Raw genomic sequence first — 23,667 nt, forward strand, 5'->3', positions numbered from 1 at the left:
GAGGCTCGGCTCTGAACTGGGTCTAAGACTCCCGGACCACTCCCAATGCGGCACGTGCGGGCACGTCCTGCTCGATTACTCGGCGGCGTACGAGTCCGGATCGTCGAATCGGGTCGTCTCCCGCTCACGGTGCGGCCCCACGAACGTGCGGTAGCCGACGAGCCAATCGGTGGACTTCCATTCGATGGTGCGGTGCACGGACTCGAGATGGCCCACGCAGAAGTGGAGTCGGCCGCCCAAAAGCACCAAGCCCCGCCGCCAGAGCAAGCTCGGCAGCAAGTCGGGGAGGTGACTTCGAATCACCCAACGTGGTGCGACCCTGCGACCGTTTTCGGTCCTCACGACGCGCCACCAGCCCATATGCAGAGTTTGGCACGGAGAACAATCCGCGGCATGAGCGGACCCGAGCCGCATTCACTGTGTCCGCAACTTTGTCCGCGTCGCTTGAACTGGCCCGGAAATGAATGCAACCCGTTTGTGTGCCCGTAGCACCCCGCTGGGAGGTGGCGGGCACAGTCCAGGTCCCGCCCATGGAATGAGCGAGGCCCGGAGTAGATGAGGGCCCCTTCGCCGTGCGCCGCAATGCGCCGGGCGTCCATTGCCCAGATTGGGGATCCGTTCCCAGGACCGCGCCCGCCTGCTCTTCAGCGCGGCGATGAGACGGCAGGAAAGGCAGTTGCCAGCATTGCCGGTCGGGGTCGGGGCAGCGGCCAAAGGCCCGCCCTGACCATGTCAGAGCGGGCCCCTATGGGGATCTGAGCAGCGACCCAACTAGGTTCCGGACCTCGAAAGGTGGCTGCCCCGACGTGTGACCGTAGGCCTGGGCTTCTCGACGTCGCTACGGCCATAGGTCTTGGTCCGTGATCTATACCTGATCTGGGGTAGCACCGAGGGGTGTGCATCCGTAGCGCTTGCTTGGTTACCGTGGTGAGTGCTGGCAGGGCAGCTTAGGGGTGACTTCTGGTTGTGAGTCTCCTTCCGGTGGAAGGAGCGCGCAGAGGGTGACACCACGACGGTGTGCTGCTGGTGCCGTGGCCTCGGGCTTTCGTGCTCGGGGTCGCGGTCTAGCCGTCAGCTGCTCGTCGGTGGGTGGAGAGGGAGCGTCTTGGTCTTCGGGCCGGGGCGCTCTTCTCGTTTTGGCCCGTGGCCGGCAGGACGGGGGCGCGCAGCGCGCCTTGAGTCAGCAGAGAAGGTTCTCAGGGTTCATCGGCGGCTCCGTACCGCGCATGCCACCAGCCCGGGATCGATCGCCATTCGGCCAGATTGGCAGCCAGATCAGCGGCGTCCGCGGCGAGACGTTGCCACCGCAGGTCGAGAGCCATCTGCAGGTCGATGTCATCTATCTCACCATCGATCTCACCATCGAATTCGGACCAGGCGGGAGGAGAGGAGGACGACGATCCCGTCCAGAAGGCGAGCTAATCAGGGCTTTGTGTGCCCAATTGTGTGTCCCGGTTTAGATAGCAAAGAACCGGCCCTCACCTGAAAGTGCAGGTGAGGGCCGGTTTCGATGTACGCCATGTAGGACTTGAACCTACAACCCGCTGATTAAGAGTCAGCTGCTCTACCAATTGAGCTAATGGCGCATGTCATCCGGCCCGTCAGGCGCGCTCGGCGACGAGAAGAACATTAGCAGCGGGCTCGGATACGCCCCAAATCGAGGCTGTGCTGGATCAACGGCGTGGTCAGCGGAGCTCCAGGACGGCTTGGGCGGCGTTGTGGCCGCCGAGGCCGGAGACGGCGCCGCCGCGCACGGCGCCCGAGCCGCACACGAGCACAGTGCCGACGTCGGTGGCGACGCCCCAGCGGGCGGCGGGAGTGGTCAGGTCGGCGTCGTCGGGGGCCCAGGGCCAGGCGAGGTCGCCGTGGAAGATGTGGCCGCCGGGCATGGCCAGGTCTGCCTCGATCTCCTGGGGGATCTTGGCCTCGATGCACGGCTCGCCATCCACAGTCCGCGCGACGACGGAGGAGATCGGGTCGAGCAGGTGGCGGTCGAGGGAGGCGATGGCGCGCTCGACCGCTTGCGCCTTGCGCTCCTCACGCGTGGCCGGGTCCTCGAAGAGGGTCGCGGGAGCGTGCAGGCCGAAGTAGGTGAGGGTCTGGGTGCCGGGCGGGACGTCACCGAGGATGGAGGGGTCGGTCAGCGAGTGGCAGTAGACCTCGCCCGGCATCTCGGTCGGCACCGAGCCGGCGGCAGCCTCGGCGTACGCCTTCTCGAGCTCCGAGTAGGACTCGCCGAGGTGGAGGGTGCCGGCGAAGGCGACCTTCGGGTCCTCGCCGGAGCGCAGCCGGGGGAGGCGCTCGAGGAGCATGTTGATCTTGAGCTGGGCACCCACCGGCTTGGTCGAGGCGGAGGGGGTTCGGCCGAGGAGGCCGTCGAGGACGTACGGAGCCAGGCCGGAGAGGACGTAGTCGGCGGCCACGGTGTGGGAGCCGGAAGCGTCGGTCCAGGTCACCTCGGCGCCCTCGCCGACGGCACCGCCGCGGATCGAGGTGACGGTTGCGCCGGTGAGGACCTGCGCGCCACCTGCGTACGCCGCCTTGGCGATCGCTCCGGTGACCGCGCCCATGCCGCCGATCGGCACGCGCCACTCGCCGGTCCCGTTGCCGATCAGGTGGTAGAGGAAGCAGCGGTTCTGGATCAGGCTCGTCTCGCCGAGGCCGGCGAAGGTGCCGATCAGGGCGTCGGTGGCGACCACGCCGCGGACCAGGTCGTTGGCGAAGCGGCGCTCGATCGCCTCCCCGAGCGGCCGCTCGACGATGTCACGCCAGATCGGCGCGCCCACCTCCGAGCGGATCGCGGCACCGGTGGGAAGCGGGGAGGTGAGGGTGGGGGCGACGGCCCGGGCGAGGTCGGAGACCTCGTCGTAGAACGACTGCCACGCGGCGTACTCCTCGTTCGACCCCGTCACCGCGCGGAAGCTCGCCGCGGTGGCCTCGCCCTCCGGCGTCTCCACGAGGAGGCCGGTGGCCCGCGAGCCGTCGAGGTAGGGCGAGTACGACGCGGTCTGCCGTGACGCGAGCTCGATGTCGAGGCCGAGGTCGGTGCGGATCTGCTCGGGGAGCAGCGAGACCAGGTAGGAGTAGCGCGAGAGCCGGGTCGGGAAGCCCTCGAACGCCTGCGCCGAGATCGCGGCACCCCCGACGTGGTCGAGCCGCTCGAGCACCAGGACCGAGAGGCCCGCCCGGCTCAGATAGGCCGCGGCGGTGAGGCCGTTGTGACCGCCGCCGGCTACCACTACGTCGTACTTCTCCTGTGCCATGGCCCCGATACTAGGAGGTGGCCAGAGCGGCGTTGGCCCGTTCGGTGAGGGTTGCCAGGACGCGGGCGGTCACGACCAGGTCCTCGGCCGGGATGTCGGCGAAGAACGACCTGGTCAGCGGCTGGACACGCTCGGTGATCTGCTGCTGGAGACGGTCACCCTCCTCGGTCAGGGTGAGGCCGTCGGCGATCAGGCCGCGCGCGATCGCGGCGTCGAGATGCGACTCGACCTCGGCCGCGGAGATCTTGATGTTGTCGGCCGTCGCCGTGACCAGATCGGCACGCGAGGCGTCGCCCTGGCGCAGGTAGTTGAGCAGGAGCGACTGCTCGAAGGTCAGGTCGTAGTAGTCGAGCACGTTGAGGAGGTTCTTGCGCAGGGCGAAGTAGGCGACGCCGAGGTTGGCGCCGGTGAGAGGGGGCGTGGCAACGGTCATGATCGGTCTCCAGGTGTGGGATCGGTGTCGATGGGGGCGGCGAGCATCGCCTCGAGCGCTGCTTGCGCCTCGGCGGCGCGACGGCTGTTGCGGCCGCCGAGCGGTGCGGTGAGCTGGTCGAGCAGCCGGCTGGTCACCGCGATCGCCTCGCGGGTCACCTCGGTGCCCTCGGGCGTGATGACGAGGCGTACGGCTCGGGTGTCCCTGGTGTCGCGGACGCGCTCGATCCAGCCCCTCGTCTCGAGCTGGCGGGCGAGCTTGGAGACGTACATCGGCTCGAGTCCGGTGAGGTCGGCCAACTGCTTCTGGGATGGCGCCTCCGAGGCGCTGAGGCCGTGGAGGGAGGCGATGAGCGAGTACTGCGCATGGGTGAGTCCCAGGGGCGCGAGCGCTCTGTCCATCGACACCCGAAGACGCATGGCGAGGCGCCACGCGACGTATCCGATCGTCTGCTTCTTCATGGGAGAAACCGTACATGTTGATCATAAACATGTATAGCAATTAACGCTGTCGGTGGTGCCTGGCAGGATCGGGAGCATGGCTGAGCGTCCTGATGTCCCCGAGGCGATGGTGGCGCGGCTGAGGGAGATCCTCACCGCGTTCCCGAAGTGTCTCGAGGACGACGCCTGGGTGGGGGTGCGCTGGCGGGTCGGCCAGGCGACGATCGCACATGTCTTCGGCGGCGAGGACCAGCTCTTCCGGATCGTCTTCCGGGGTGAGCCCGATGAGGTGGTGGCCTTCGAGCACCTCGGCCACCCCTATTTCAAGGCGGGCTGGGGTGGCAACGTCGTCGGGATGATCCTCGACGACGGCACCGACTGGGACGAGGTCGCCGAGCTGCTGACCGACTCCTACTGCATCCAGGCTCCGGCCAAGCTGGCCGCTCTCGTCGAGCGTCCGGCCGTGACGACGGAGTAGGGTCCGCTCGTGCATGTCGAGCAGGTCAAGAGGTACGTCGCTTCCTCACTGCTCTGCTCCGTCGTGATGCTGCACTCCCTGGCGATGGCCGCGCTCGGCGCGACTGGCGCCGACAAGGGTGGCGCGCGCGAGGGTCTTTTCGTGATCTCGGTGCTGCTGGGAGCGGGTGCCGTGGCCGGCGTACGCCTGATCAACAAGCTTCCGCTGGTCACGCCCTGGTTTCTCGTGGCGCCCGTGATTCCGGTGCTCGTCTACTACCTCGTGCTGTGGAAATAACTGCGAAGAGTTGCAGCCCAGATTGGGACTTTAGACCCTAGGCCGACCGCTTGGACTCCGGCATGTTGCCTTGGTAAATCAAGAGGAACAGTTTCCTCTCCATGGCAACAAATTTCATAAGGAGTGCGTGTGCGTCGTTTGGCCATGCTGATCCTCGGGGGAGCCGTCGCGGCGGCCGGGGTCGGCTGCGGTTCGGACAGTTCCATCGACTACGGGTTCTACAGCAACAACCACGCTGAGAACCCCGCGATGGAGAAGAAGGTGATCACCGTCGACAGCACCGAGAGGATCCAGCAGAACCAGCAGCTCGGGTTGACGGCTGAGGGCACCATCAAGGGCGAGGCACCCGGAATCCTGTTGAGGGTGATCGTGCAGGACGTCTTCGAGACGTCGTTCACAGACGGCACCCCGACCCCGCCGGGGTCGCGTGTGATGGCCGTCGAGATCCAGGTGATCAACGCCGGGTCGAGGGTCTTCAACGACACTCCGGCCACCGGCACGACGGTCATCGATGCCTCGGGCAAGAAGTACAAGAGCCAGCCCAGCACGGTGACGGTCGACGGCGGCGAGGTGTTCCCGAACCCGTTCGGGCTGCAGCCGCGGGACCAGCGCACGGCCCTGGTGCCGTTCGTCGTTCCGGTCGGGGTGAACATCAAGCAGGTCGGGTTCCAGATCGACAAGGGCGGCGAGAGCGGCCTGTGGCGGGTTCCGTAAACCAGAACCTTTAAATCTGGATTCAGCACCAGCCTCCAAGCAACCTTCTGGCGGCATTACGCGTCACCATCTCGGTGGTGATGAGACGATGTGTCTTCTCGGACGTAATGCTGCGTGGTCAATTGGAGGTGTGGTGCGGGTCCGGGTCCTAGGTGCCGTCGAGCTCGTTTGTGACGACGGCACGGTGCAGAAGCTGTCGCGTACGCGGCGGACTCTGCTCGCCCTGTTGGCCTCCGCGCGTGGGGCGCCGGTCTCCTCAGACCTACTGGTCGATGAGCTGTGGAGAGGTTCACCCCCGGCAACGGGGGTGAACCTTCTTCACCAGCGCGTCCGTGACCTGCGCCGGGCGCTCGGCGAGGATCGCCGCCACCTGCAGAGCCGGGCGAACGGCTATGCGCTGGTCGGTGCGGACATCGACCAAGTCCGTTTCGAGGACCTGGTCGAACAGGGCCGTGCCTCGACCGAGGCCGGAGATCACGAGCGCGCCAGCATGCTCTTCGATGCTGCGCTGGCGCTGTGGACCGGCGGTGCGTACGGCGCGGTCGGTGAGTCGTCGATGATCGCGACCGAGGCCGCCCGGCTCGAGGAGCTGCGTCTGGTCGCCGTCGAGTCCCGGGCCGCCGCTGACCTGGCGCTCGGCCGGCAGGCCGCGGTGGTGGGGGATCTGGGACCGGTCGTCCGGGCCAACCCGCTCCGGGAGGGCCTGTGGCTGCTGCTGATGACGGCTCTGTGGCATTCCGGCCGTACGGCCGAGGCCCTGGACGCCTACCAGCGTCTCTTCCGCGTCCTCCGCGAGGAGCTCGGGGTCGAGCCGTCCAAGGACGTACGCGACCTGCAGCTGCGGATCCTCGAGGGAGACGATCCCGAGCCCGCGCCGGCACGGACGTACGAGGAGATCGTGCCGCGCCAGCTGCCGCCGGTCGTCTCCGCCTTCGCCGGCCGCGAGGACCATCTGACGATGCTGGACGAGTTGGTGGCCAAGGACGATGGCGGGGCCGTCGTGATCTCAGCGATCGCGGGCACGGCGGGGATCGGCAAGACGACGCTGGCGCTCTACTGGGCGCACCGGACCGCTCCCCGCTTCCCCGACGGACAGGTGTTCGTGAACCTGCGCGGCTTCGACCCGTGCGACGCCCTCGATCCGCTGGATGCGCTCGGCGTGGTGCTCGAGGCGTTCGGGGTGGAGCGCTCCCGCCAGCCCCAGGACATCGACGGCCGGGCCGGGTTGCTGCGCAGCAAGCTCGCCGGCAAGCGGGTGCTGCTCGTGCTCGACAACGCCCGCGACAGCGAGCAGGTACGCAGCCTGATCCCCGGCAGCCCGGGGTGCGTGACCCTGGTGACCAGCCGAAACAGGCTCTCCGGCCTGGTCGCGGAGGCCGGTGCGAGACCGATGGAGCTGGGCCTGCTCGACGACGCCGAGGCCTATGAGCTGCTGGCCGGGCGGCTCGGCAAGGACCGGCTCCTGGCCGAGCCGGAGGCCGTGGAACGGATCATCGAGCTGTGCGCCTCGCTGCCACTGACGCTTTCGGTCGTGGCCGCCCGGGCGGCGATCCGGCCGGCCTACTCCCTCGCCGACCTGGCCGACGAGCTCGGCGAGTCCCGTCTGGACGGGTTCGGCGGCGGGCGGGGTGACCTCCGGGCGACCTTCTCGTGGTCGGTCCAGCACCTGCCCGATGCGGCGGCCGAGCTGTTCCGGCTGATCGGCCTGCATCCCGGGCCGACGCTCACCGTCCTGGCCGCAGCCAGCCTGGCCGGGATCTCCCGCGTGCGGGCCCGTCGCCTGCTCGACGATCTCACCGAGGCCAATCTGCTGACCGAGGTCGCGCCCGGCCGGTTCGTGCTGCACGACCTGCTCCGGGAGTACGCCGCCGACCTCGCCACCCACGAGTCCGACGAGGTCCGTGAGGCCGCCGAGCTGCGGATGATCGACCACTATGTCTTCAGCGCTCGGGCGGTGCACAGCGCCTACGACCCACACCAGCGCCATCTCGATGCGCTGGAGCCGATGCTCGAGGGGGTCACCCCCGAGGTCGTCGGCGACAGCGTCGAAGCGCTGGCCTGGATCGGCAGCCAGCTGCCGGTGATCTCCCGGGTGATCGACGTCGCCGTCGCCCGCGGGATCGCACCCGATCGGATCGTGCTGCTCGTCGGTGCCCTCGAGCGCCTGCTCGACCTCCAGGGACGCTGGATCGAGCTCGCCGCGCTGGCCGAGGCCGCGCTCCCGGGTGTGCGCCGCAGCGTCTCTCAGGGCGGCGACCCGGCCGGGCTAGGCGTCATGCATCGCGCCGCCGGGGCGGCCTGCGGGCGTCTGGGGCGGGTCGAGGACGCTCTCGAGCACCTCGGCCGGGCTCTCGACCTGGCCATGGAGTCCGCCGACCTGGTCGGGGAGGGAAAGACCCTGCACCGGCTGGCCACCGTGGCCACGGCTTCCGGCGATCACGCCGGGGCTGCTGCGTACGCGGCTCGGGCGGCGGAGGTCTTCGCTCGCGCGGGCGATCCGATCCGGGCGGCCTGGACGACCGGGCGGCTGGGTCTCTACGAGGCCCTCGACGGTGCGTACGAGGCCGGGCTCCGCCACTGCGAGGCGGCGCTCGAGGAGCTGCGCTGGGTCGCGCCCGGCTATCGCAGCGAGGGCAACGTCATCGCCACCATCGGCTGGATCCACCAGCAGCTCGGCTCCGTCGACGAGGCAGCCGGTCACTTCGAGGAGGCGGTGACCAAGCTCCGTGCCGCCGGTGACCTGCCCGGTCTGGCCGACGCGCTCGGCCATCTGGCCGAAGCCCGCGCGGCCCTCGGCAAGGACGAGGACGCCCGCTGCGCGAGGGTCGAGTCTGCCTCGATCCTCGCGCAGCTGGGGTGACCGCCTTCGGCTATGCCGTGGGCAGCTTGTAGTCGGCGTACTCCTCGCGCAGGGTCTTCTTGGAGAACTTCCCGACCGAGGTCTTGGGCACCTCGTCGATGAAGACCACGTCGTCGGGCACCTGCCACTTGCCCAGGTTGTCGGCCAGGTAGCCGAGCAGCTCCTCCTTAGTCACCGACTCGCCGTCCTTGACCACCGCGAACGCCAGCGGCCGCTCGCCCCACTTCGGGTGCGCGACCGCCACGACGGCGGCCTCAGCGATGCTCGGGTGGCCCATGATGAGGTTCTCGATCGCGACGGTCGAGATCCACTCGCCACCGGACTTCACCAGGTCCTTGGTGCGGTCGACGATGCGTACGTAGCCCAGCGGGTCGATCGCCGCGATGTCACCGGTGCGCAGCCAACCGTCGGGGGAGAAGGAGGTCGGCGCATCGACCTTGTAGTAGCCCGACGCGATCCACGGGCCGCGGCACTCGAGCTCGCCGGTCGTCTCGCCGTCCCAGGGGAGCTCGTCGGTCGTCCCGGGCTCCACGATGCGGAGCTCGACGCCGACGGCCGGGATGCCAGGGGACGTACGGTAGTCGGCCTTCTCCTCCTCGGAGAGGCCGGTGATCTCGGCCCGCTCGTTGTACACGCTGCCGAGCGGCGACATCTCGGTCATGCCCCAGGCCTGGGTGATCGGCAGGCCGATCGCCTCGCGCCAGGCCTCGGAGAGCGACTTCGGTACCGCGGAGCCGCCGCAGATGACCACGCGCAGCGAGGAGAGGTCGGCGTCCTTCAGCAGCGGGACCATGCCCATCCAGATCGTGGGTACGCCGGCCGCGATCGTCACCTTCTCGGCCTCGAGGAGCTTGACGATGCCGGCGGGAGAGAGGTCGGGGCCGGGCAGGATCAGGTTGGCGCCGGCCAGCAGCGAGGAGTGGGCGAAGCCCCAGCCGTTGGCGTGGAAGAACGGCACCACCGGCAGTACGCGGTCGCGGTCGTTGGTGCCGAAGAGGGTGCCGGCCAGAGAGGCCAGCGCGTGCAGGTACTGCGATCGGTGGGTGTAGACGACGCCCTTCGGGTTGCCGGTGGTGCCGGAGGTGTAGCAGATCCCGGCGGCGGTGCGCTCGTCGGTGACCCGGCCCTCGATCATCGCCTCCTCGGCGTCGGCCATGAGCTCCTCGTAGGAGACGACCCGCGGGTCGTCGGGGAGCGGGGTCGGCGCCCCGTCGTCCATCACGACGACGTGCTTGAGCGTGGTCAGCTGGGGGAGAAGCGGAGCCAGCAGACCGAGCAGCGACCGGTCCACGAAGACGGCCTCGTCCTCGGCGTGGTTGAAGGTGTAGACGAGCTGCTCGGGGAAGTAGCGGATGTTGCCGGTGTGCAGCACCCGGCCCGTGCAGGGCACGGAGTAGTAGAGCGCGAGGTGGCGCAGGGTGTTCCACGCGAAGCTCGCCACCCGGCCGTCCTCGGAGATGCCGAGCCGGTCGAGGACGGTGGCCTGCTTGCGTACCTCCACGGCCAGGTCCTTGAACGTGTTGCGCTCCAGACCTGTGGCGGTCTTGGTGACGATCTCCCGCGTCGGGAAGACGCGCTCGGCGCGCCGGATGATCGTGTCGATGGTCAGCGGTGCGTCCTGGATCAGTCCTTGCATGCTGCACATCGTGACCCAACGTGGCGTGGGTCACAACGAGTTCGCGCGAACTTCTTGCCAGGCGATGCGGTTGACCTGTGGCGCGCCGGATGCGCAGCGGTCAGAATCGACTGCGTGAGCACTCTCTTCGTCGCGGCCGGTGGTGGGGGTGATGCGCTCGGCGTGCTTCTGGCGCGCCGGGTCCTCGAGCCCGATATGGACGACGGCGACGTGCTCGTGTCCACCTGCGCCTGGGAACGGCTTCGCATCGACCCGGTGCCGGGACCGCGCTCGCGGGGCGACTTCGTCGGACTACGCCTGGTCGATGGTGTCCGGGCGGAGATATCGACCACGACCGACACCCTTCCTCCGGGCCGGTCCGTCCTGCCGCGGCTTGCCGGAGACGTCGAAGCGCGCCTCTTCCTGCACGACCTCGCGGATGGTGCCGTCGGGCTGGCCCAGCAGCTCCAGCATCTCGCCCGAGCCCTCGGCGCCGACTCGCTCACTGTCGTCGATGTCGGCGGCGACGTGGTCGGGCGGGGCGACGAGCCCGGGCTGCTGAGCCCGTTGGCCGACTCGTTGACGCTGGCCGCGGCGTTGCGCAGCGAACTGCCGGTGCGGCTCGCCGTCGTCGGTCCCGGTGTGGACGGGGAGATCCCCGGAGAGCAGGTGATCGCCATCCTCGGCGGGCTCGGTGCCCGTCATGCGGGAACGCTGGGAACCGCGGATGTGGCCAGGGTCAGCGACTCGCTCGCCTGGCACCCCACCGAGGCGACGACGCTGGCTGCGGCCGCCGCGCGCGGGCTTCGAGGCGCCGTGGAGATGAGACGAGGACAGACGCCGGTCCCGGTGAGCGAGATGAGTGCCACCGTGTGGCGCCTCGATGTCGTCGAGACGTACGCCTTCCCGCTCGCCGAGGCGCTGATCAACACCCGCTCCCTGGGGAGCGCCGAGACGATCATCCGCGGGATCACCGTCGACGAGCTCGACTACGAGCGGCGACGGGCGCGGGAGCGTCGCGAGATCCCGTCGCGGACCGTGACCGCTGCCGACATCGCGAACGCGAGCCTCGCCCGCGGGGCTTCACACATCACCACCCGCCGGCTCCTGGAGGCGACGAGCGGGGACGTACCCAGCTACGAGACGGCACGCTTCGACGGGCTCGGGCTGTGGGCCCTGGAAGCCCTCGCCCGAGGCTGAGACCGCTCAGACGACGGCCTCGGACGTGGTGAGAGCCAGGGCGGGCGTGGAGGCGGCACGCGGCCAGACCTCGGCGAGGATCTCGACTCCGCGTCGGACGAGCTCGGGCCGCGGCGTGATCGCCAGCCGCAGATGACGCTCGTAGGCGCCATCGACCCCGAACCGCGGCCCGGCGGTGACGAGCAGCCCGTGGGGCCTGGCGGCGAGGGTGAGCTGCGAGCTGACCGGCGCGGGCAGGCCGACCCAGGCGGAGAGACCGCCGTCGATACGCGGCGGCAGCTCCCAGTCGGGAAGGTGCTCGCGCATCGCGTGGTAGAGCGCCGCGCGGCCGGCGGCGAGCTGGTCGGCTCGCTCGCGCAGGATCTCGGGCAGATGCCGGAACAGGATCGTGGTGACCAGCTGCTCCCAGATCGGGGTGCCGAGGTCGGTGGCGGAGCGTCCGCTAGCGATCTGGGTCAGCAGCACGGGGTCGGCGCGGATCCAGCCGACCCGCAGCCCGCCCCACAGCATCTTGCTCGCCGAGCCGATGTGGACGACGCGGGCTCCGTGCTCGCCGGCCATCGCGGCCAGTGGCGGGTAGGTGTGAGGGCGGTCGATGTTCAGCTCGGCGGTGGTGTCGTCGGCCACGAGGAGGGTGTCGACCTTCGCCGCGGCGTGCAGCAGCCGGAGCCGGTCCTCGGTCGACATCGAGCGAGACGTCGGGTTGTGGAAGTCGGGCATGACGTACGCCATCACGGGGGTGGTCCGGGCGATGGCCGCCTCCATCGCGGGCATGTCCCAGCCGGCGTCGGTGGTCACCGGGCTCGTGATGATCCGGGCTCCGGCGAGGCTCAGGGCGTCGTACGCATTGGGGTAGGACGGGCTCTCGGCGTAGGCCCGGTCGCCGCGGCTGATCACGGTGCGGGCGAGCAGGGCGATCGCGCTCTGGCCGCCAGTGGTCACCATGATCTGGTCGGGATCGGTCGGCAGACCGCGATCGGTGTAGCGCGCCGCGATCTCGGCGCGGAGCTCCTCGATGCCCCACAGCGTGTAGCCGGGGCCGGTCATGTGGTCGGCCAGCCGCCGGGTCGCCTCGACGGCGGCCTCCGGGAGCCGCCGGGTGGCCGGCAGAGTGGCCCTGACCAGGTCGATCTCGCCGCCCTCGGTGAACGAGTCGGGTGCGGTCGGCGGGAGCTTCGTCGTCGTACCCGACCCCTGGACGCTCAGCGCGTAGCCGTGCTCGCGCAGGCGCCGGTAGGCGGCGGTGATCGTGGTGCGGCTCAGCGTCAGCCGCTCGGAGAGCTCGCGCTCGGAGGGGAGACGTACGTCGGCGGAGAGCCGTCCGTCGATCAGCAGCAGCTGGATCCGTTCGGCGAGGTTCTCGTACGCCGGGCCTTCCCCTTGCCACTGACCGAGCAGGCCAGCGAGCGCAGTGGCACCAATTCTTCCGCGAGGCATGAGGCCACCTTACCGCGATTGGCTTCTTTACCTTCGATTGGACCCGTGATTGGCTTTGCGATCGTGAAGGATCTCTCTCTGAAGTCGCTCTCCTGGTTGATAACTGGACTCTTCCTCTACGGCATCGCAGTCGCCATGCTCGTGCAGGCCTCGCTGGGCCTGGCGCCCTGGAACACGCTGGCATCTGGACTCGTCGAGATCACCGGGATCTCCTTCGGGATGATGACCAACCTGATCGGGCTCGTCGTCCTGCTGGTCTGGATCCCGCTGCGACAGCGGCCCGGCGTCGGCACCGTGCTCAACGTCCTGCTCGTCGGTACCTCGGCGGAGATCGGCCTCTGGCTGATTCCGCAGCCGACGGAGCTGATGGCTCAGATCGCGCTCTTCACCGGCGGCTTGCTCCTGCTGGCCGCGGCGACCGGGATCTACATCGCGCCCGGCCTCGGTCCTGGCCCGCGCGACGGCCTGATGACCGGCCTGCACGAGCGGACCGGCGCCCCGGTCTGGCTCTGCCGCGCCGGCGTCGAGATCACCGTCCTGGCGATCGGCTGGCTCCTCGGCGGAATGGTCGGCATCGGCACCGTTGCGGAGGCGCTGCTCATCGGTCCGATGGTGCACCGCACCCTGCCGTTCTTCCGGACGATGTACGCCGGGCGGGTGGCCGCCGAGGCGGTCGCCGCCGAAACACGCGCGAGTGCATGATTTAACCCACACAAAATTCCTGTGGCGCCCCCGACAGGATTCGAACCTGTGACCGTCGGATTAGAAGGCCGATGCTCTATCCAGCTGAGCTACGGAGGCGTGGCCCGAGTGAGCACCCCGCTGGAAGGGGGTTTGCGCAGGCCGCGCACGATCTTACCGGTGCCCGTATCCCCTGTGTGCATCGGAATCCGAAACGCTGGCCGGAGTGTTACCAAGGTGTGGGGGGTATTTGGGTGCACTGTCCCCACACTGTCGACCTGTGTGTCCGATTGGCGGACCACGAGGGTTCGAGACTGGGCACGATCATCGGTAAGGTCCCCGGACATGACTATGGAGTCCATGTGCACCTCGTGCGGTGCAGCCGTCACCGGTATGCGCTTCTGCACAGGTTGTGGGACCCCCGTCAGAAGCGCTCATCAGCCGCCGTCGCAGGGTGCACCGGAGCCGGTCGCACCCCCGCGACTGCCGCAGCGGGGTGCCGATCCTGAGCAGGGTGGTCTGTCGTTGCCGAGGCGTGGGCAGGAAGCAGCTACGCCCGCGCCCGAGGCCGACACGGAGCCGGCCCCGTTGCCGCTCGAGCAGGTCAGGCGTACGCCGGGAGCCTCGATGGCGCCCCAGCTGAGCATGACCGCGCCCAGCGGTGAGCAGCCGGCCTTCGGTGGTGGCATGGCGCCGCCGCCGGCAGGTTCCGACGGTGGCCTGTTCGGGCTGGCGGCGCGTACGCCGAAGTTCGAGCCGGAGCTCGCCTCTCAGTCGCAGTCGCTCTTCCTGCCTAAGCGCAAGAAGGCCGAGGAAGAGCCCGAGCGGACCCCGGAGCCGGCGCCGGCCCCTGAGCCGCCGGCACAGGAGGCCGCACCGACGCCGCTCCCGGATCTGCCGACGCGGCCGCCGGTACAGGAGCGCGCGCCCGAGCCGCCCGCGCCCGCACCTGCGCCCGCCCCGCAGATGCCGGAACCGCAGGCGCCGCAGACCCCGGAGCCGATGGCTGCGCCTCCGCTGCCCGAGCGTCCGGCCGCGGCGTACCACCAGAGTGCGGAGCACCCGACCTTCGTCGAGCCCGCGCCGCAGTTCGGGGGCCCGGTTCCCGAGGCGACCTACGAGGCGACCCACGAGGCGATGCCGCCGGTCGAGCGACGCCAGCCCGAGCCGATCCGTCCCGACGAGACCCAAGTCGCGATGAGCCCCCGGTTCGACGCCGTCGACGAGGAGACCGGCGGGGGCACCCGCCCGCGTGACGAGTTCGAGCAGTTCGCGCCGCCGCAGCCGCAGTTCGACGCCCCGGCGTCCGAGTCGCGCTACGACGACGGCCAGCCCGACCAGGGTCAGCAGGCCCCGGCGTACGGCGATCCTGCCTACGCCCCGCTCGCGCCGCAGCTGGAGCCGGACCAGGCCCAGTGGTCCCCGGGCTACGACCAGCCCTATGGCCAGCCCTACGACCAGCCGTACGACCAGGGCTACGAGCAGTCCTTCGGACAGCCGCAGGACCGGTCCCAGGAGGAGTTCGGCCAGCCGTACGGTGACCCCTACGGCCAGAACCCCTACACCGACGCCACCCTCGTGGGGCAGCCGCCGGTCGGCGGTGGGCCCAACACCCCGGCGCCGCCGCCGATGGCGCCGCAGGGCTACGACCCGTACGGGAACGGCTATGACGCCCGCTACGAGCCGCAGCGCGGTCAGGGTGGTCAGGGCAAGGGACCTGGTGGTCTCGACCTGAAGCGTTGGGGCCTGATCGTCCTCGCGCTGGCCGTCGTCGTCGCGATCATCGCCTTCGTCATCGGCCTGATCAACAGCAACGGCGACGACGCCAACGCCGATACCGGCTCCGCCACGGGCGCCACCACGGCCGAGGGCGGTGCCGCGGCCGAAGCCAAGAAGATCGACGACCTCATCAAGACCTCGGCCAAGGACAAGGCGGCCATCGGTGCCGCTCAGGCCGACCTCAAGGCCTGCGAGAACATCGACGAGGCGATCCAGACCTTCCAGGACGCCGCGGCCTCCCGCGAGAAGCTGGCGGCGGAGGTCGCCAAGATCGACACCGCCGTCCTGCCGGGGTCGCGGAAGCTCGTCAAGAACCTCGAGTCCGCGTGGATGACCTCGCAGAACGCTGACCTGGCCTTCGCGGCCTGGGGCGAGAAGCGCAAGGTCAACGCCGAGGGCGAGTGCGTCGGTGGCAAGGGCAAGCTGGAGAAGGCGACCACGCTCAGCCTGGCCAGCCACGACCCGAAGAAGGCGGCCGCCAAGGCATGGGGGCCGATCGCGGAGGAGTACAACCTCGAGCCCGTCGAGTGGACGAAGCTCTGAGCTGATCTGGGGTCGAGCCTCAGCGTGAGCGGAGGTACGCCGCCATCGCCCGTTTGATGGCGGCGGCCGTCCGCGCCTGGAACCGGTCGGACTTCAGCAGGCGCGCGTCCTCGGCGTTGCGCATGTTGCCCGTCTCGAGCAGCACCTGCGGCACCGTGGTGAGGTTGAGGCCGGCCAGGTCGTCGCGCTCCACGAACCCGCCCTGCCCGAGGTAGGAGGCCAGCGGCATCCCCGTCTTCCGCATCTCGGTGCGGAGCAGCTGGGCGTAGCGTCGCGAGGGCTCGACGACCTCGTCGTTGGTGCCCGAGGGCACGGGGATCAGCAGCGAGTAGCCCCGCTCGGACGCGGCTGCCCCGTCGGCATGGATGTCGATCGCGACGTCGGCCTTCGCGTCGTTGATGATCTTCGCGCGCTCGTCGATGCACGGCCCGACCCCGTCGTTGCTGTCCCGGGTCATGACCACCTTCGCGCCCGACTCGCGCAGATCGGCCGCGAGCTTCGTGGCCACGGCCCAGGTGAAGTCGGTCTCCGGGTAGCCGTCGTCGGTCGCGGTGCCCGTCGTGTTGCACGGGCTCTGCGAGCGCCCGTTCCAGACGGGCTTGTTGATCACCTCGGGCGCGCCCGCGTTGCCGCCGTTGTGGCCCGGGTCGATCCCGACCACGGCTCCCGCGAAGATGTCGTCCGATCCGCTCGAGGCGGAGGTGGACGGGGACGCCGTCGCTGATGGCGACGTGGCGGGTTGCTGTCGTGGCGTACGTCCTGGACTGCACGCCATCAGCGCCGAGGCGAGGGCGAGGCAGCCGGCCACGGCGATCGCCGACCGAGGTACCTCGGTGAGCAGCCACTTCCCTCGTGGAACTCCACGAGGGAAGCGCGACTCGACTGAGTTACCGCGGTCAGCATTCACCTCACAGATAATGACCCATCCACGCCTCGACGTCGTCGGCCGTACGCGGCAGGCCGGCGGAGAGGTTCACGGAGCCGTCCTTGGTGACGACGATGTCGTCCTCGATGCGGATGCCGATGCCGCGGAGCTCCTCGGGGACGAGCTTGTCCTCCTTCTGGAAGTAGAGGCCAGGCTCGACGGTGAGGACCATGCCCTCCTGCAGCGGTCCCTCGATGTAGGTCTCTTTCGACGCGGAGGCGCAGTCGTGGACGTCGAGGCCGAGCATGTGGGAGACGCCGTGGAGGGTCCAGCGGGAGTAGGTCTTGTTGTCCTCGGAGAGCGCCTCGTCGACCGAGACCGGCAGCAGACCGAGGTCGTCGAGGCCGTGGGCGAGGATCTCCATAGCGGCGAAGTGGCCCGCCCGGAAGGTCACGCCCGGGCGGATCGCCTCGATGCCGGCCTGCTGGGCCTTGTAGACGAGCTCGTAGAGGTTGCGCTGCAGCGGCGTGAACGTCCCGGAGATGGGAAGGGTGCGGGTGATGTCGGCGGTGTAGAGGTTGTGGCCCTCGACGCCCATGTCGAGCAGCACCAGCTCACCGGGGACGATCGGCCCGTCGTTGTCGATCCAGTGCAGCGTGGTGGCGTGGGAGCCACCGCCGACGATCGAGTCGTAGCCGAGGTCATTGCCCTCCGCACGGGCGCGGCGGAAGAAGGTGCCCTCGATCCAGCGCTCGCCGTGCTTCAGCACCTGATCCCACTCGCGCACCGCGTCGGTGAAGCCGCGCACGGTGATGTCGCAGGCCTCCTTGAGCTCGCCGAGCTCCCACTCGTCCTTGACCAGGCGCAGCTCGGAGAGTGCCTTGGCGAACTCCTCGTCGCGGGAGGCCTCGGCGGGGGCGACCAGCTTGTCGACGTCGGCAGAGACCCCGCGGAGTACTCGGGTCGGGGTGTTGCCGGAGAGATCCGACTCGAGCTGGTCGACGTGGCGTACCTCGATGCCGAGCGAGTCGGAGAGCTCACGGGCCGAGGGGCGCGCCCCGGCCCAGAGCGCTCCGTACTGACGGTCGCGGAAGAACTCGTCGGTGTCGCGACCGCTGCGCGGGCGGGCGTACAGGACCGAGCTGCCGTCGGGCTCGATCACGACGACGGCGTCGGAGGTCTGGTTGCCGGTCAGGTGCACGTGCGCGGTGTCGGCGCGGAAGCGGTAGTCGGTGTCATTGGCGCGGACCTTGTAGGTGCCAGCCGGCACGACCAGGCGCTCACCCGGGAAGATGCCCGAGAGCCGCTCCCTGCGCGCGGCCGCCCACGGCGTGACCGGATGCTCGGGAACCTCGACCTCGCGGTCGTCCCAGCCCTCCCTCATGAACTTGGACCAAGCCTCCGGAACCGTCTGGTCGTGGCTCTCGGTGTGGTCTTCTGCAGGGGTGGGGGCGCCTTTGTCCGTCATACCGGAATCGTACGCCGCGCCGGATCCACAACGCTCGCGAGTTCCCAGGCCACGCGGGTCGCGAGGACGTCTCGATCGGTGTCTGGTCGCGCGTGCGGTCCGCACGCCCGATAGTCTGGCGCGCATGGGGGCGATCCCGAAGGATCCGACGAGAAGCAACCGCACGTTCACCATCGTGGTGGGCGTGCTTGTCGTGCTGACCTCGCTGCCGGTGCTCGGCATCGTTCTGCTGAGCACCAGCGTCGTCAACGACCATCTTGCGCCGACCGGCGCGATCCTGGGAGTGCTCTTCGCGGCCATCCCGGTGGTGCCGCTGGTCTATGCCTTCCTGTGGCTGGACCGCTACGAGCCCGAGCCGAAGTCGCTGCTGGCGCTCGGCCTGGGGTGGGGCGCCTTCGTCGCCGTTGCCGCCGCGCTGATCGTGCAGAGCGTGGGGGCGCTGCTCGCCGGGTGGAGCGAGCCGACCCAGCTCGCGATCGTGGCTCCGGTCACCGAGGAGGCGGCCAAGGGGCTGTTCCTCCTCGTGCTGCTGGTCTGGCGCCGCCACCTCCTCGACGGGGTGCTCGACGGGATCGTCTACGCCGGCATGGTCGGCATCGGCTTCGCCTTCACCGAGAACATCCTCTACCTGGGCGGCACCTACAACGGCACGCCCGGCATGGGCGACAGCTCGACAGGACACATCGGTGAGTTCACCGCCGTCTTCGTGATGCGCTGCCTGTTCAGCCCGTTCGCCCACCCCTTCTTCACCGCCGGCATCGGCATCGGCATCGGTGTCGCGGTGGTGACGCGCAAGCGCTGGCTGAAGGTCGTGGCGCCGCTGCTGGGCTACGCCATCGCGGTGCTCGCCCACGCCACCTGGAACGGCTCGACACTGCTCTATGACGGGGCCGGGTTCCTGCTGGCGTACGTCGTGGTGATGGTGCCCGCGTTCGTCTCGCTGGTGGTTTTCGCGGTGTGGCGGCGAAAGTCCGAGCGCATCGTGCTGACCCGGTCGCTGACCGACGCCGCCCAACGCGGGCTGATTCCTTATACCGACATCGGCTGGGTGGTCGATCTGCGGCGCCGGGAGCAGGCGCGGAAGTTCGCGTCGACCCACGGAGGAGCTCAGGGGGTTGCGGCCATGCGTGAATACCAGCAGGCTGCCATCGAGCTCGGATACTTGCACTGGCGATTCCTGCGCGGCAACCCGCCGCCAGACTTCGCCGCCCGGGGGAGGGCATACGTTGACCGCATCAGTGAGGTACGTCCACACATCGCGTTCCCGAGCGGGCAGGTGATGATCGGATGAGTGAAGAACACGACCACGACGACACCGCTGCGAAGCCTGCCCCGGAGACGGCTCCAGAGGCTGCTACGGAGGCTGCTCCGGAGCCCCGGCCGGCCTATGAGGCGCTGACGGCGGGGATGCTCGCGGAGAAGCCGACCACCGAGTTCGAGGCCGTCCGGGCCGAGATCGAGGCGTCCGGCGGCGAGAGCAACCGGATGGTGACCTCGCTGATCCAGCTCCACCAGGCGCTGACCGAGGTCACCCTGCCGCTGGACCTGCCCGAAGCCGACGAGCAGCGGGCCGCCAGGCAGAACATGGTCGAGCAGCTCGAGGACTACGTCATCCCGCGGATGATGACCATCGACGCGCCGCTCCTCGCGGTCGTCGGCGGCTCGACGGGTGCCGGCAAGTCGACGCTGGTCAACTCGCTGGTCGGCACCAAGGTGACCACGCCGGGGCTGTTGCGGCCGACGACCCGTTCGCCGGTCCTGGTGCACAACCCCGAGGACGGCCGCTGGTTCGGCCAGGACCGCCTGCTTCCCGAGCTGGAGCGGGTCCACCACCCGACCAACGACCCCGGCGCGCTGCAGCTGGTCGCCAGCGACCGGATCCACCCCGGCCTGGCGATCCTGGACGCGCCCGACGTCGACTCCGTCGAGGAGGCCAACCGGGTCCTCGCGGCCGAGCTCCTCGCCGCGGCCGACCTGTGGATCTTCGTCACCTCGGCCGCGCGCTACGCCGACCAGGTGCCCTGGGAGTTCCTTCAGCTCGCTGCCAACCGCTCCACCGCTGTGGCCGTGGTGCTCGACCGCACTCCGACCGAGGCCGTTCAGACCGTCGCCGGCCACCTGGCCCGGATGCTCGCCTCGCGCGGGCTCAAGGACTCACCGCTCTTCATCGTCCACGAGGGCGAGGTCTCCGAGCACGGACTGCTGCCGGCCGAGCACGTCGCCGAGGTACGTGCCTGGCTCGACATGCTCGCCGACGACGCCACCGCGCGACACCAGGTCGTCACCCAGACCCTCGACGGTGCAGTGCGGGCGCTGACCCTGGAGGTCCACCCGATCGCCGACACCGCGGACGGTCAGGGAGAGGCCGCGCAGCGGCTGCGTACCGATGCGGACATGGCCTACGACGAAGCGCTCAAGTCGATCATGGCGGCGACCGCCGACGGGACGCTGCTGCGTGGCGAGGTGCTCGCGCGCTGGCAGGAGTTCGTCGGCACCGGGGAGATCCTCAAGGCGCTCGAGACGCGGGTGGGAATGCTCCGCGACAAGATCCTCGGCTCGCTCAAGGGCAAGCCGCAGCAGGCCGAACGGGTGACCGAGGCCGTGCAGGGCGGGCTGGAGATGCTGATCCTGGAGCAGTGCGAGGCGGCTGCCGAGAGGGCCGAAGCGGCCTGGCAGATGAGTCCCGCCGGGCGCGGGCTGCTCGCCACCGGCCCCGCCGACCTCGGCCGAGCCTCACGTGCGCTGCGGCCCAAGGCTGAGCGTGCGGTGCGCGACTGGCAACAGGACGTGCTCGACATGGTGCGCAGCGAGGGTCAGGACAAACGTACGACCGCGAAGTTCCTCTCCTACGGGGTCAACGGCCTCGGCGTCGCGCTGATGGTGGTGGTCTTCGCCTCGACCGGTGGAGCGCTCGTCGGTGCCGAGGTGGGCATCGCCGGCGGCACGCTCCTGCTCGGCCAGAAGCTGCTGGAGGCGGTCTTCGGCGACCAGGCCGTGCGCGGGCTCGCGTCCAAGGCGCGCAAGTCGCTGGAGGTACGCATCGTGGGCCTCGTCGACGAGGAGCGTGCGCGCTACACGGGTCAGGTCGACGCGCTGCAGATCGACCACGGTGCACCGGAGCGACTGCGGCACGCCGCGCGAAAGGTCGGCGACGCACGTTTCGCCAGCCAGCGCGGTGATGGCTGAGACTTGTCAGACTGAGACATTTCAGGAAGGGAAGGGGGATCCTTGAGCGGTCTGCTCGAAGGTGCGAAGAACCTGGTCAGCCGAGGTGGAGACCTCGGTGATCGGCTGGACGGACTGACCGCTGCGACCGTGGCGGCGACCGGGCGCCTCGACGACGGACTCGTCGAAGACGCGCGCTCCGTGGTCAACAAGGCTCAGGGACGCCTCAAGCTCTCCGCCGACCACACGGTCGTCGGGGTCGCGGGGGCGACCGGCTCGGGCAAGTCGTCCACGTTCAACGCCCTGACCGGGCTGGAGCTCTCCGCCGTCGGGGTCCGCCGGCCGACCACGTCGTGGGCGACCGCCTGCGTGTGGGGTTCGGAGGGCGCTCAGGAGCTGCTCGAGTGGCTCGGCATCCCCGAGCGTCACCAGACCACCCGCGACTCGATGCTCGACACTCGCCGTGAGGGGCACGAGCTCGACGGCGTGGTGCTGCTCGACCTGCCCGACCACGACTCCACCGAGGTCTCCCACCATCTCGAGGTCGACCGACTGGTCGAGCTCGCCGACATGCTGGTGTGGGTGCTCGACCCGCAGAAGTACGCCGACGCGGCCATCCACGACCGCTACCTGCAGCCGCTCCGCACCCACTCCGAGATCATGGTCGTGGTGCTCAACCACATCGACCGCGTTCCCGAGGACCGTCGTGAGTCGATGCTGGGTGACGTACGCCGCCTGCTCGACCAGGACGGGCTGCGCAACGTCCCGGTGATCCCGGTCTCGGCCAAGCTCGGCTGGGGGATCCCGCAGCTCAAGACCGAGATCGCCCAGCGGGCCGCGGCGAAGCGGGCCAACAAGTCCCGGCTCTCCGCCGACATCAAGACCGCTGCCGTGAAGCTCGCCAAGGCGTCCGGCGACGCCAAGCCGCGCTCCCTGGCCAAGCCCCGGGTGGAGGCCCTCGAGGACGCCATCTCCGAGGCCGCCGGGGTGCCGACCGTGGTGGACGCCGTCGAGCGATCCGTACGCACCCGGGCCCGTGCGGCCACGGGCTGGCCGCTGGTCTCATGGGTCTCCCGGCTGAAGCCGGATCCCTTGAAGCGGCTTCACCTGGCGCTGGGGGAGGAGGCGACCCAGCTGGCTGGGCGCGCCCGGACCTCGCTCCCGCAGACGACCGCCGTCGAGCGCGCGCGGGTCGACACCGAGGTACGTCAGCTGGCCGACGAGGCCGGCGCGGGGCTCGCCTCGCCGTGGCGCGACGCGATCCGGCGGGCATCGGTCTCGCGGATGGGTGACCTCGCCGACCGGCTCGACGCCTCGGTCGGCGGAGTCGACCTGAACGCCGAGCGGCTGCCGCTGTGGACCGGGCTGGTCAAGGCGCTCCAGTGGCTCCTCATCATCCTCGCCACCGTCGGGTTGGTGTGGTCGGTCGCGCTGCTTCTCTCCGGAGCCGCTCAGGTCGGCGACGTGACGCCTTCTGTCGCCGGGGTCGAGCTGCCGTACGTCCTGTTCATCGGGGGCGTCGGGCTGGGGCTGGTGCTGTGGGCCGTGTGTCATCTGCTGGTGATCACCACCGCTCGACGTCGGGCGCGCGCGGCCGACGCGCGGCTGCGTACGGCGGTCGCCGACGTCTCACGTGAGCTCGTCGTCGACCCGATCGAGACCGAGCTGGCGGCCTACACGGCCCTGCGGCACGGGGTGGCCAAGGCGCTGCGCTGACCGGTCGGCGGGCCGATCACTGTCCACAGGGACGGTTCGATCCGGGGTTGTCCACAGGCGGACGTACGCCGCCCGGAACTGTCGGTGGTCGAGCGCAGGGTTGTCTCCGAGGCCCGCATCAGGCGGGCGCGAACTCTGAGGAGACAACGATGAACGACTCGATCATCACCCTGCGCGGCAACGTCGGCGCCGACCCCGTCGTGCGGAGCGTCGGTGAGTACTCGGTCGCGAATTTCCGGATGGCGTGCACACCGCGGAAGCTCAACCGGTCCACCGGGGAGTGGAGCGACGGCGTGACGCAATGGTTCTCGGTGAGTGCCTGGCGTCAGCTGGGGGAGAACGTCGGGCGCTCGCTTCGCAAGGGCGACCCCGTGGTCGTCCAGGGACGGCTCTCGACCCGCAGCTACGTCAACAAGGACGGGCTCGAGGTCAACACCTTCGAGGTCGAGGCGACCGTCGTCGGCCACGACCTCAACCGCGGCATGAGCAGCCTCTCGCGCAACCCGCGCTCCCTGGCCGCGGTCGCCGCCCCCACCCCCGGACCCCACGACGACGATCCCGAGCGCGACCCGATCTCCGACTGGCGCGCGCCGGGTGCGGACCCCTGGGACCAGAAGCCGGCGGCCGAGGACGAGGGCGAGGCGACTGACGAGACGGAGACCTCCGTGGCGGCGTGAGGTGAGCCGGGCAGGCGCAGGGCGGGTGCCGGGCCCTGTGGCGGGGTGCGCCGGTTG

At 69.7% G+C, this 23,667-nt stretch carries 19 protein-coding genes and 2 tRNA genes; 11 read left to right on the forward strand and 10 right to left on the reverse strand.

Going from position 1 to position 23,667, the window contains the following annotated elements; genetic code table 11:
- Positions 1–75: 75 nt before the first annotated feature.
- The 5 genes from ABTW65_RS27715 to ABTW65_RS27735 all read right to left on the reverse strand — a co-directional run bounded on the left by ABTW65_RS27715 (position 76) and on the right by ABTW65_RS27735 (position 4,157).
- Positions 76–198, reverse strand: a complete 123-nt coding sequence (locus ABTW65_RS27715) for a hypothetical protein (RefSeq protein ID WP_350666194.1) — start codon at positions 196–198, stop codon at positions 76–78.
- A gap of 1,315 nt (positions 199–1,513) precedes the next feature.
- Positions 1,514–1,586, reverse strand: a tRNA-Lys gene (locus ABTW65_RS27720).
- 99 nt (positions 1,587–1,685) lie between these two features.
- Positions 1,686–3,263, reverse strand: a complete 1,578-nt coding sequence (locus tag ABTW65_RS27725) for a phytoene desaturase family protein (protein WP_350666196.1) — start codon at positions 3,261–3,263, stop codon at positions 1,686–1,688.
- A gap of 10 nt (positions 3,264–3,273) precedes the next feature.
- Positions 3,274–3,696, reverse strand: a complete 423-nt coding sequence (locus ABTW65_RS27730; protein WP_350666198.1) for a winged helix DNA-binding protein — start codon at positions 3,694–3,696, stop codon at positions 3,274–3,276.
- Positions 3,693–4,157, reverse strand: coding sequence for a MarR family winged helix-turn-helix transcriptional regulator (locus ABTW65_RS27735; protein WP_350666200.1), 465 nt, complete (start codon positions 4,155–4,157; stop codon positions 3,693–3,695). The genes ABTW65_RS27730 and ABTW65_RS27735 overlap by 4 nt, the downstream gene beginning before the upstream one ends.
- Before the next feature lie 76 nt (positions 4,158–4,233).
- On the opposite strand from ABTW65_RS27735, the gene ABTW65_RS27740 reads away from it, so the two are divergent.
- The 4 genes from ABTW65_RS27740 to ABTW65_RS27755 all read left to right on the forward strand — a co-directional run bounded on the left by ABTW65_RS27740 (position 4,234) and on the right by ABTW65_RS27755 (position 8,464).
- Positions 4,234–4,614, forward strand: a complete 381-nt coding sequence (locus tag ABTW65_RS27740) for an MmcQ/YjbR family DNA-binding protein (RefSeq protein ID WP_350666202.1) — start codon at positions 4,234–4,236, stop codon at positions 4,612–4,614.
- A 9-nt stretch (positions 4,615–4,623) separates the two neighbouring features.
- On the forward strand, positions 4,624–4,890 hold the full coding sequence (locus ABTW65_RS27745) for a transcriptional regulator (protein ID WP_350666204.1): 267 nt from the start codon (positions 4,624–4,626) through the stop codon (positions 4,888–4,890).
- 129 nt (positions 4,891–5,019) lie between these two features.
- On the forward strand, positions 5,020–5,604 hold the full coding sequence (locus ABTW65_RS27750; RefSeq protein WP_350666206.1) for a hypothetical protein: 585 nt from the start codon (positions 5,020–5,022) through the stop codon (positions 5,602–5,604).
- 133 nt (positions 5,605–5,737) lie between these two features.
- Positions 5,738–8,464 (forward strand): AfsR/SARP family transcriptional regulator, encoded by a 2,727-nt coding sequence (locus ABTW65_RS27755; protein WP_350666207.1) that lies wholly within the window; start codon positions 5,738–5,740, stop codon positions 8,462–8,464.
- 10 nt (positions 8,465–8,474) lie between these two features.
- On the opposite strand, the gene ABTW65_RS27760 is transcribed toward ABTW65_RS27755, so the two are convergent.
- On the reverse strand, positions 8,475–10,100 hold the full coding sequence (locus ABTW65_RS27760; protein ID WP_350666209.1) for a long-chain fatty acid--CoA ligase: 1,626 nt from the start codon (positions 10,098–10,100) through the stop codon (positions 8,475–8,477).
- Positions 10,101–10,214: 114 nt separating this feature from the next.
- Here ABTW65_RS27760 and ABTW65_RS27765 point away from each other — a divergent pair, with 114 nt between their 5' ends.
- Positions 10,215–11,279 carry a DUF1152 domain-containing protein gene (locus ABTW65_RS27765; RefSeq protein ID WP_350666211.1) on the forward strand — a complete coding sequence of 355 codons (1,065 nt, stop codon included), beginning with the start codon at positions 10,215–10,217 and terminating at the stop codon, positions 11,277–11,279.
- A 6-nt stretch (positions 11,280–11,285) separates the two neighbouring features.
- Here the strand turns inward: ABTW65_RS27765 and yczR are convergent, their stop codons facing one another.
- Positions 11,286–12,716 (reverse strand): MocR-like transcription factor YczR, encoded by a 1,431-nt coding sequence (gene yczR / locus ABTW65_RS27770; RefSeq protein WP_350666213.1) that lies wholly within the window; start codon positions 12,714–12,716, stop codon positions 11,286–11,288.
- Between the two features lie 63 nt (positions 12,717–12,779).
- Here yczR and yczE point away from each other — a divergent pair, with 63 nt between their 5' ends.
- Complete coding sequence (gene yczE / locus ABTW65_RS27775) at positions 12,780–13,418, forward strand: membrane protein YczE (protein WP_350666215.1); 639 nt, start codon at positions 12,780–12,782, stop codon at positions 13,416–13,418.
- A 22-nt stretch (positions 13,419–13,440) separates the two neighbouring features.
- Here the strand turns inward: yczE and ABTW65_RS27780 are convergent.
- A tRNA-Arg gene (locus tag ABTW65_RS27780) sits at positions 13,441–13,517 on the reverse strand.
- A gap of 405 nt (positions 13,518–13,922) precedes the next feature.
- On the opposite strand from ABTW65_RS27780, the gene ABTW65_RS27785 reads away from it, so the two are divergent.
- Positions 13,923–15,719, forward strand: a complete 1,797-nt coding sequence (locus ABTW65_RS27785) for a hypothetical protein (protein WP_350666217.1) — start codon at positions 13,923–13,925, stop codon at positions 15,717–15,719.
- Positions 15,720–15,738: 19 nt separating this feature from the next.
- On the opposite strand, the gene ABTW65_RS27790 is transcribed toward ABTW65_RS27785, so the two are convergent.
- Together ABTW65_RS27790 and ABTW65_RS27795 are read right to left on the reverse strand one after the other, a co-directional pair.
- Complete coding sequence (locus ABTW65_RS27790) at positions 15,739–16,626, reverse strand: N-acetylmuramoyl-L-alanine amidase (RefSeq protein ID WP_350666219.1); 888 nt, start codon at positions 16,624–16,626, stop codon at positions 15,739–15,741.
- 1 nt (position 16,627) lies between these two features.
- On the reverse strand, positions 16,628–18,052 hold the full coding sequence (locus ABTW65_RS27795) for an aminopeptidase P family protein (RefSeq protein ID WP_350666221.1): 1,425 nt from the start codon (positions 18,050–18,052) through the stop codon (positions 16,628–16,630).
- Between the two features lie 124 nt (positions 18,053–18,176).
- Between ABTW65_RS27795 and ABTW65_RS27800 the strand changes: the two genes are divergently transcribed.
- From ABTW65_RS27800 to ssb, 4 genes are all read left to right on the forward strand, one after another.
- Positions 18,177–19,343, forward strand: a complete 1,167-nt coding sequence (locus tag ABTW65_RS27800; RefSeq protein WP_350666223.1) for a PrsW family intramembrane metalloprotease — start codon at positions 18,177–18,179, stop codon at positions 19,341–19,343.
- Positions 19,340–21,238 carry an ABC transporter gene (locus ABTW65_RS27805; RefSeq protein WP_350666225.1) on the forward strand — a complete coding sequence of 633 codons (1,899 nt, stop codon included), beginning with the start codon at positions 19,340–19,342 and terminating at the stop codon, positions 21,236–21,238. Before ABTW65_RS27800 ends, ABTW65_RS27805 begins: the two co-directional genes overlap by 4 nt.
- Positions 21,239–21,280: 42 nt before the next feature.
- Positions 21,281–22,933, forward strand: coding sequence for a YfjP family GTPase (locus ABTW65_RS27810; protein ID WP_350666227.1), 1,653 nt, complete (start codon positions 21,281–21,283; stop codon positions 22,931–22,933).
- A 149-nt stretch (positions 22,934–23,082) separates the two neighbouring features.
- A complete protein-coding gene (ssb, locus tag ABTW65_RS27815; protein ID WP_350666229.1) occupies positions 23,083–23,610 on the forward strand; it encodes a single-stranded DNA-binding protein in 528 nt (175 codons plus the stop codon).
- The last annotated feature ends 57 nt before the right edge of the window (positions 23,611–23,667 follow it).

This window comes from Nocardioides sp. NPDC127503, assembly GCF_040302165.1.
In the GTDB taxonomy this organism is placed as follows: domain Bacteria; phylum Actinomycetota; class Actinomycetes; order Propionibacteriales; family Nocardioidaceae; genus Nocardioides.

What these genes read in the sequence shown, in the direction of transcription:
- ABTW65_RS27735 (WP_350666200.1), bottom strand. Translation starts at nt 4,157, where the DNA reads ATGAAGAAGCAGACGATCGGATACGTCGCGTGGCGCCTCGCCATGCGT.
- ABTW65_RS27760 (WP_350666209.1), bottom strand. Translation starts at nt 10,100, where the DNA reads ATGCAAGGACTGATCCAGGACGCACCGCTGACCATCGACACGATCATC.
- ABTW65_RS27740 (WP_350666202.1), top strand. Translation starts at nt 4,234, where the DNA reads ATGGCTGAGCGTCCTGATGTCCCCGAGGCGATGGTGGCGCGGCTGAGG.
- yczR (WP_350666213.1), bottom strand. Translation starts at nt 12,716, where the DNA reads ATGCCTCGCGGAAGAATTGGTGCCACTGCGCTCGCTGGCCTGCTCGGT.
- ssb (WP_350666229.1), top strand. Translation starts at nt 23,083, where the DNA reads ATGAACGACTCGATCATCACCCTGCGCGGCAACGTCGGCGCCGACCCC.
- ABTW65_RS27725 (WP_350666196.1), bottom strand. Translation starts at nt 3,263, where the DNA reads ATGGCACAGGAGAAGTACGACGTAGTGGTAGCCGGCGGCGGTCACAAC.
- ABTW65_RS27805 (WP_350666225.1), top strand. Translation starts at nt 19,340, where the DNA reads ATGAGTGAAGAACACGACCACGACGACACCGCTGCGAAGCCTGCCCCG.
- ABTW65_RS27730 (WP_350666198.1), bottom strand. Translation starts at nt 3,696, where the DNA reads ATGACCGTTGCCACGCCCCCTCTCACCGGCGCCAACCTCGGCGTCGCC.
- ABTW65_RS27795 (WP_350666221.1), bottom strand. Translation starts at nt 18,052, where the DNA reads ATGACGGACAAAGGCGCCCCCACCCCTGCAGAAGACCACACCGAGAGC.
- ABTW65_RS27800 (WP_350666223.1), top strand. Translation starts at nt 18,177, where the DNA reads ATGGGGGCGATCCCGAAGGATCCGACGAGAAGCAACCGCACGTTCACC.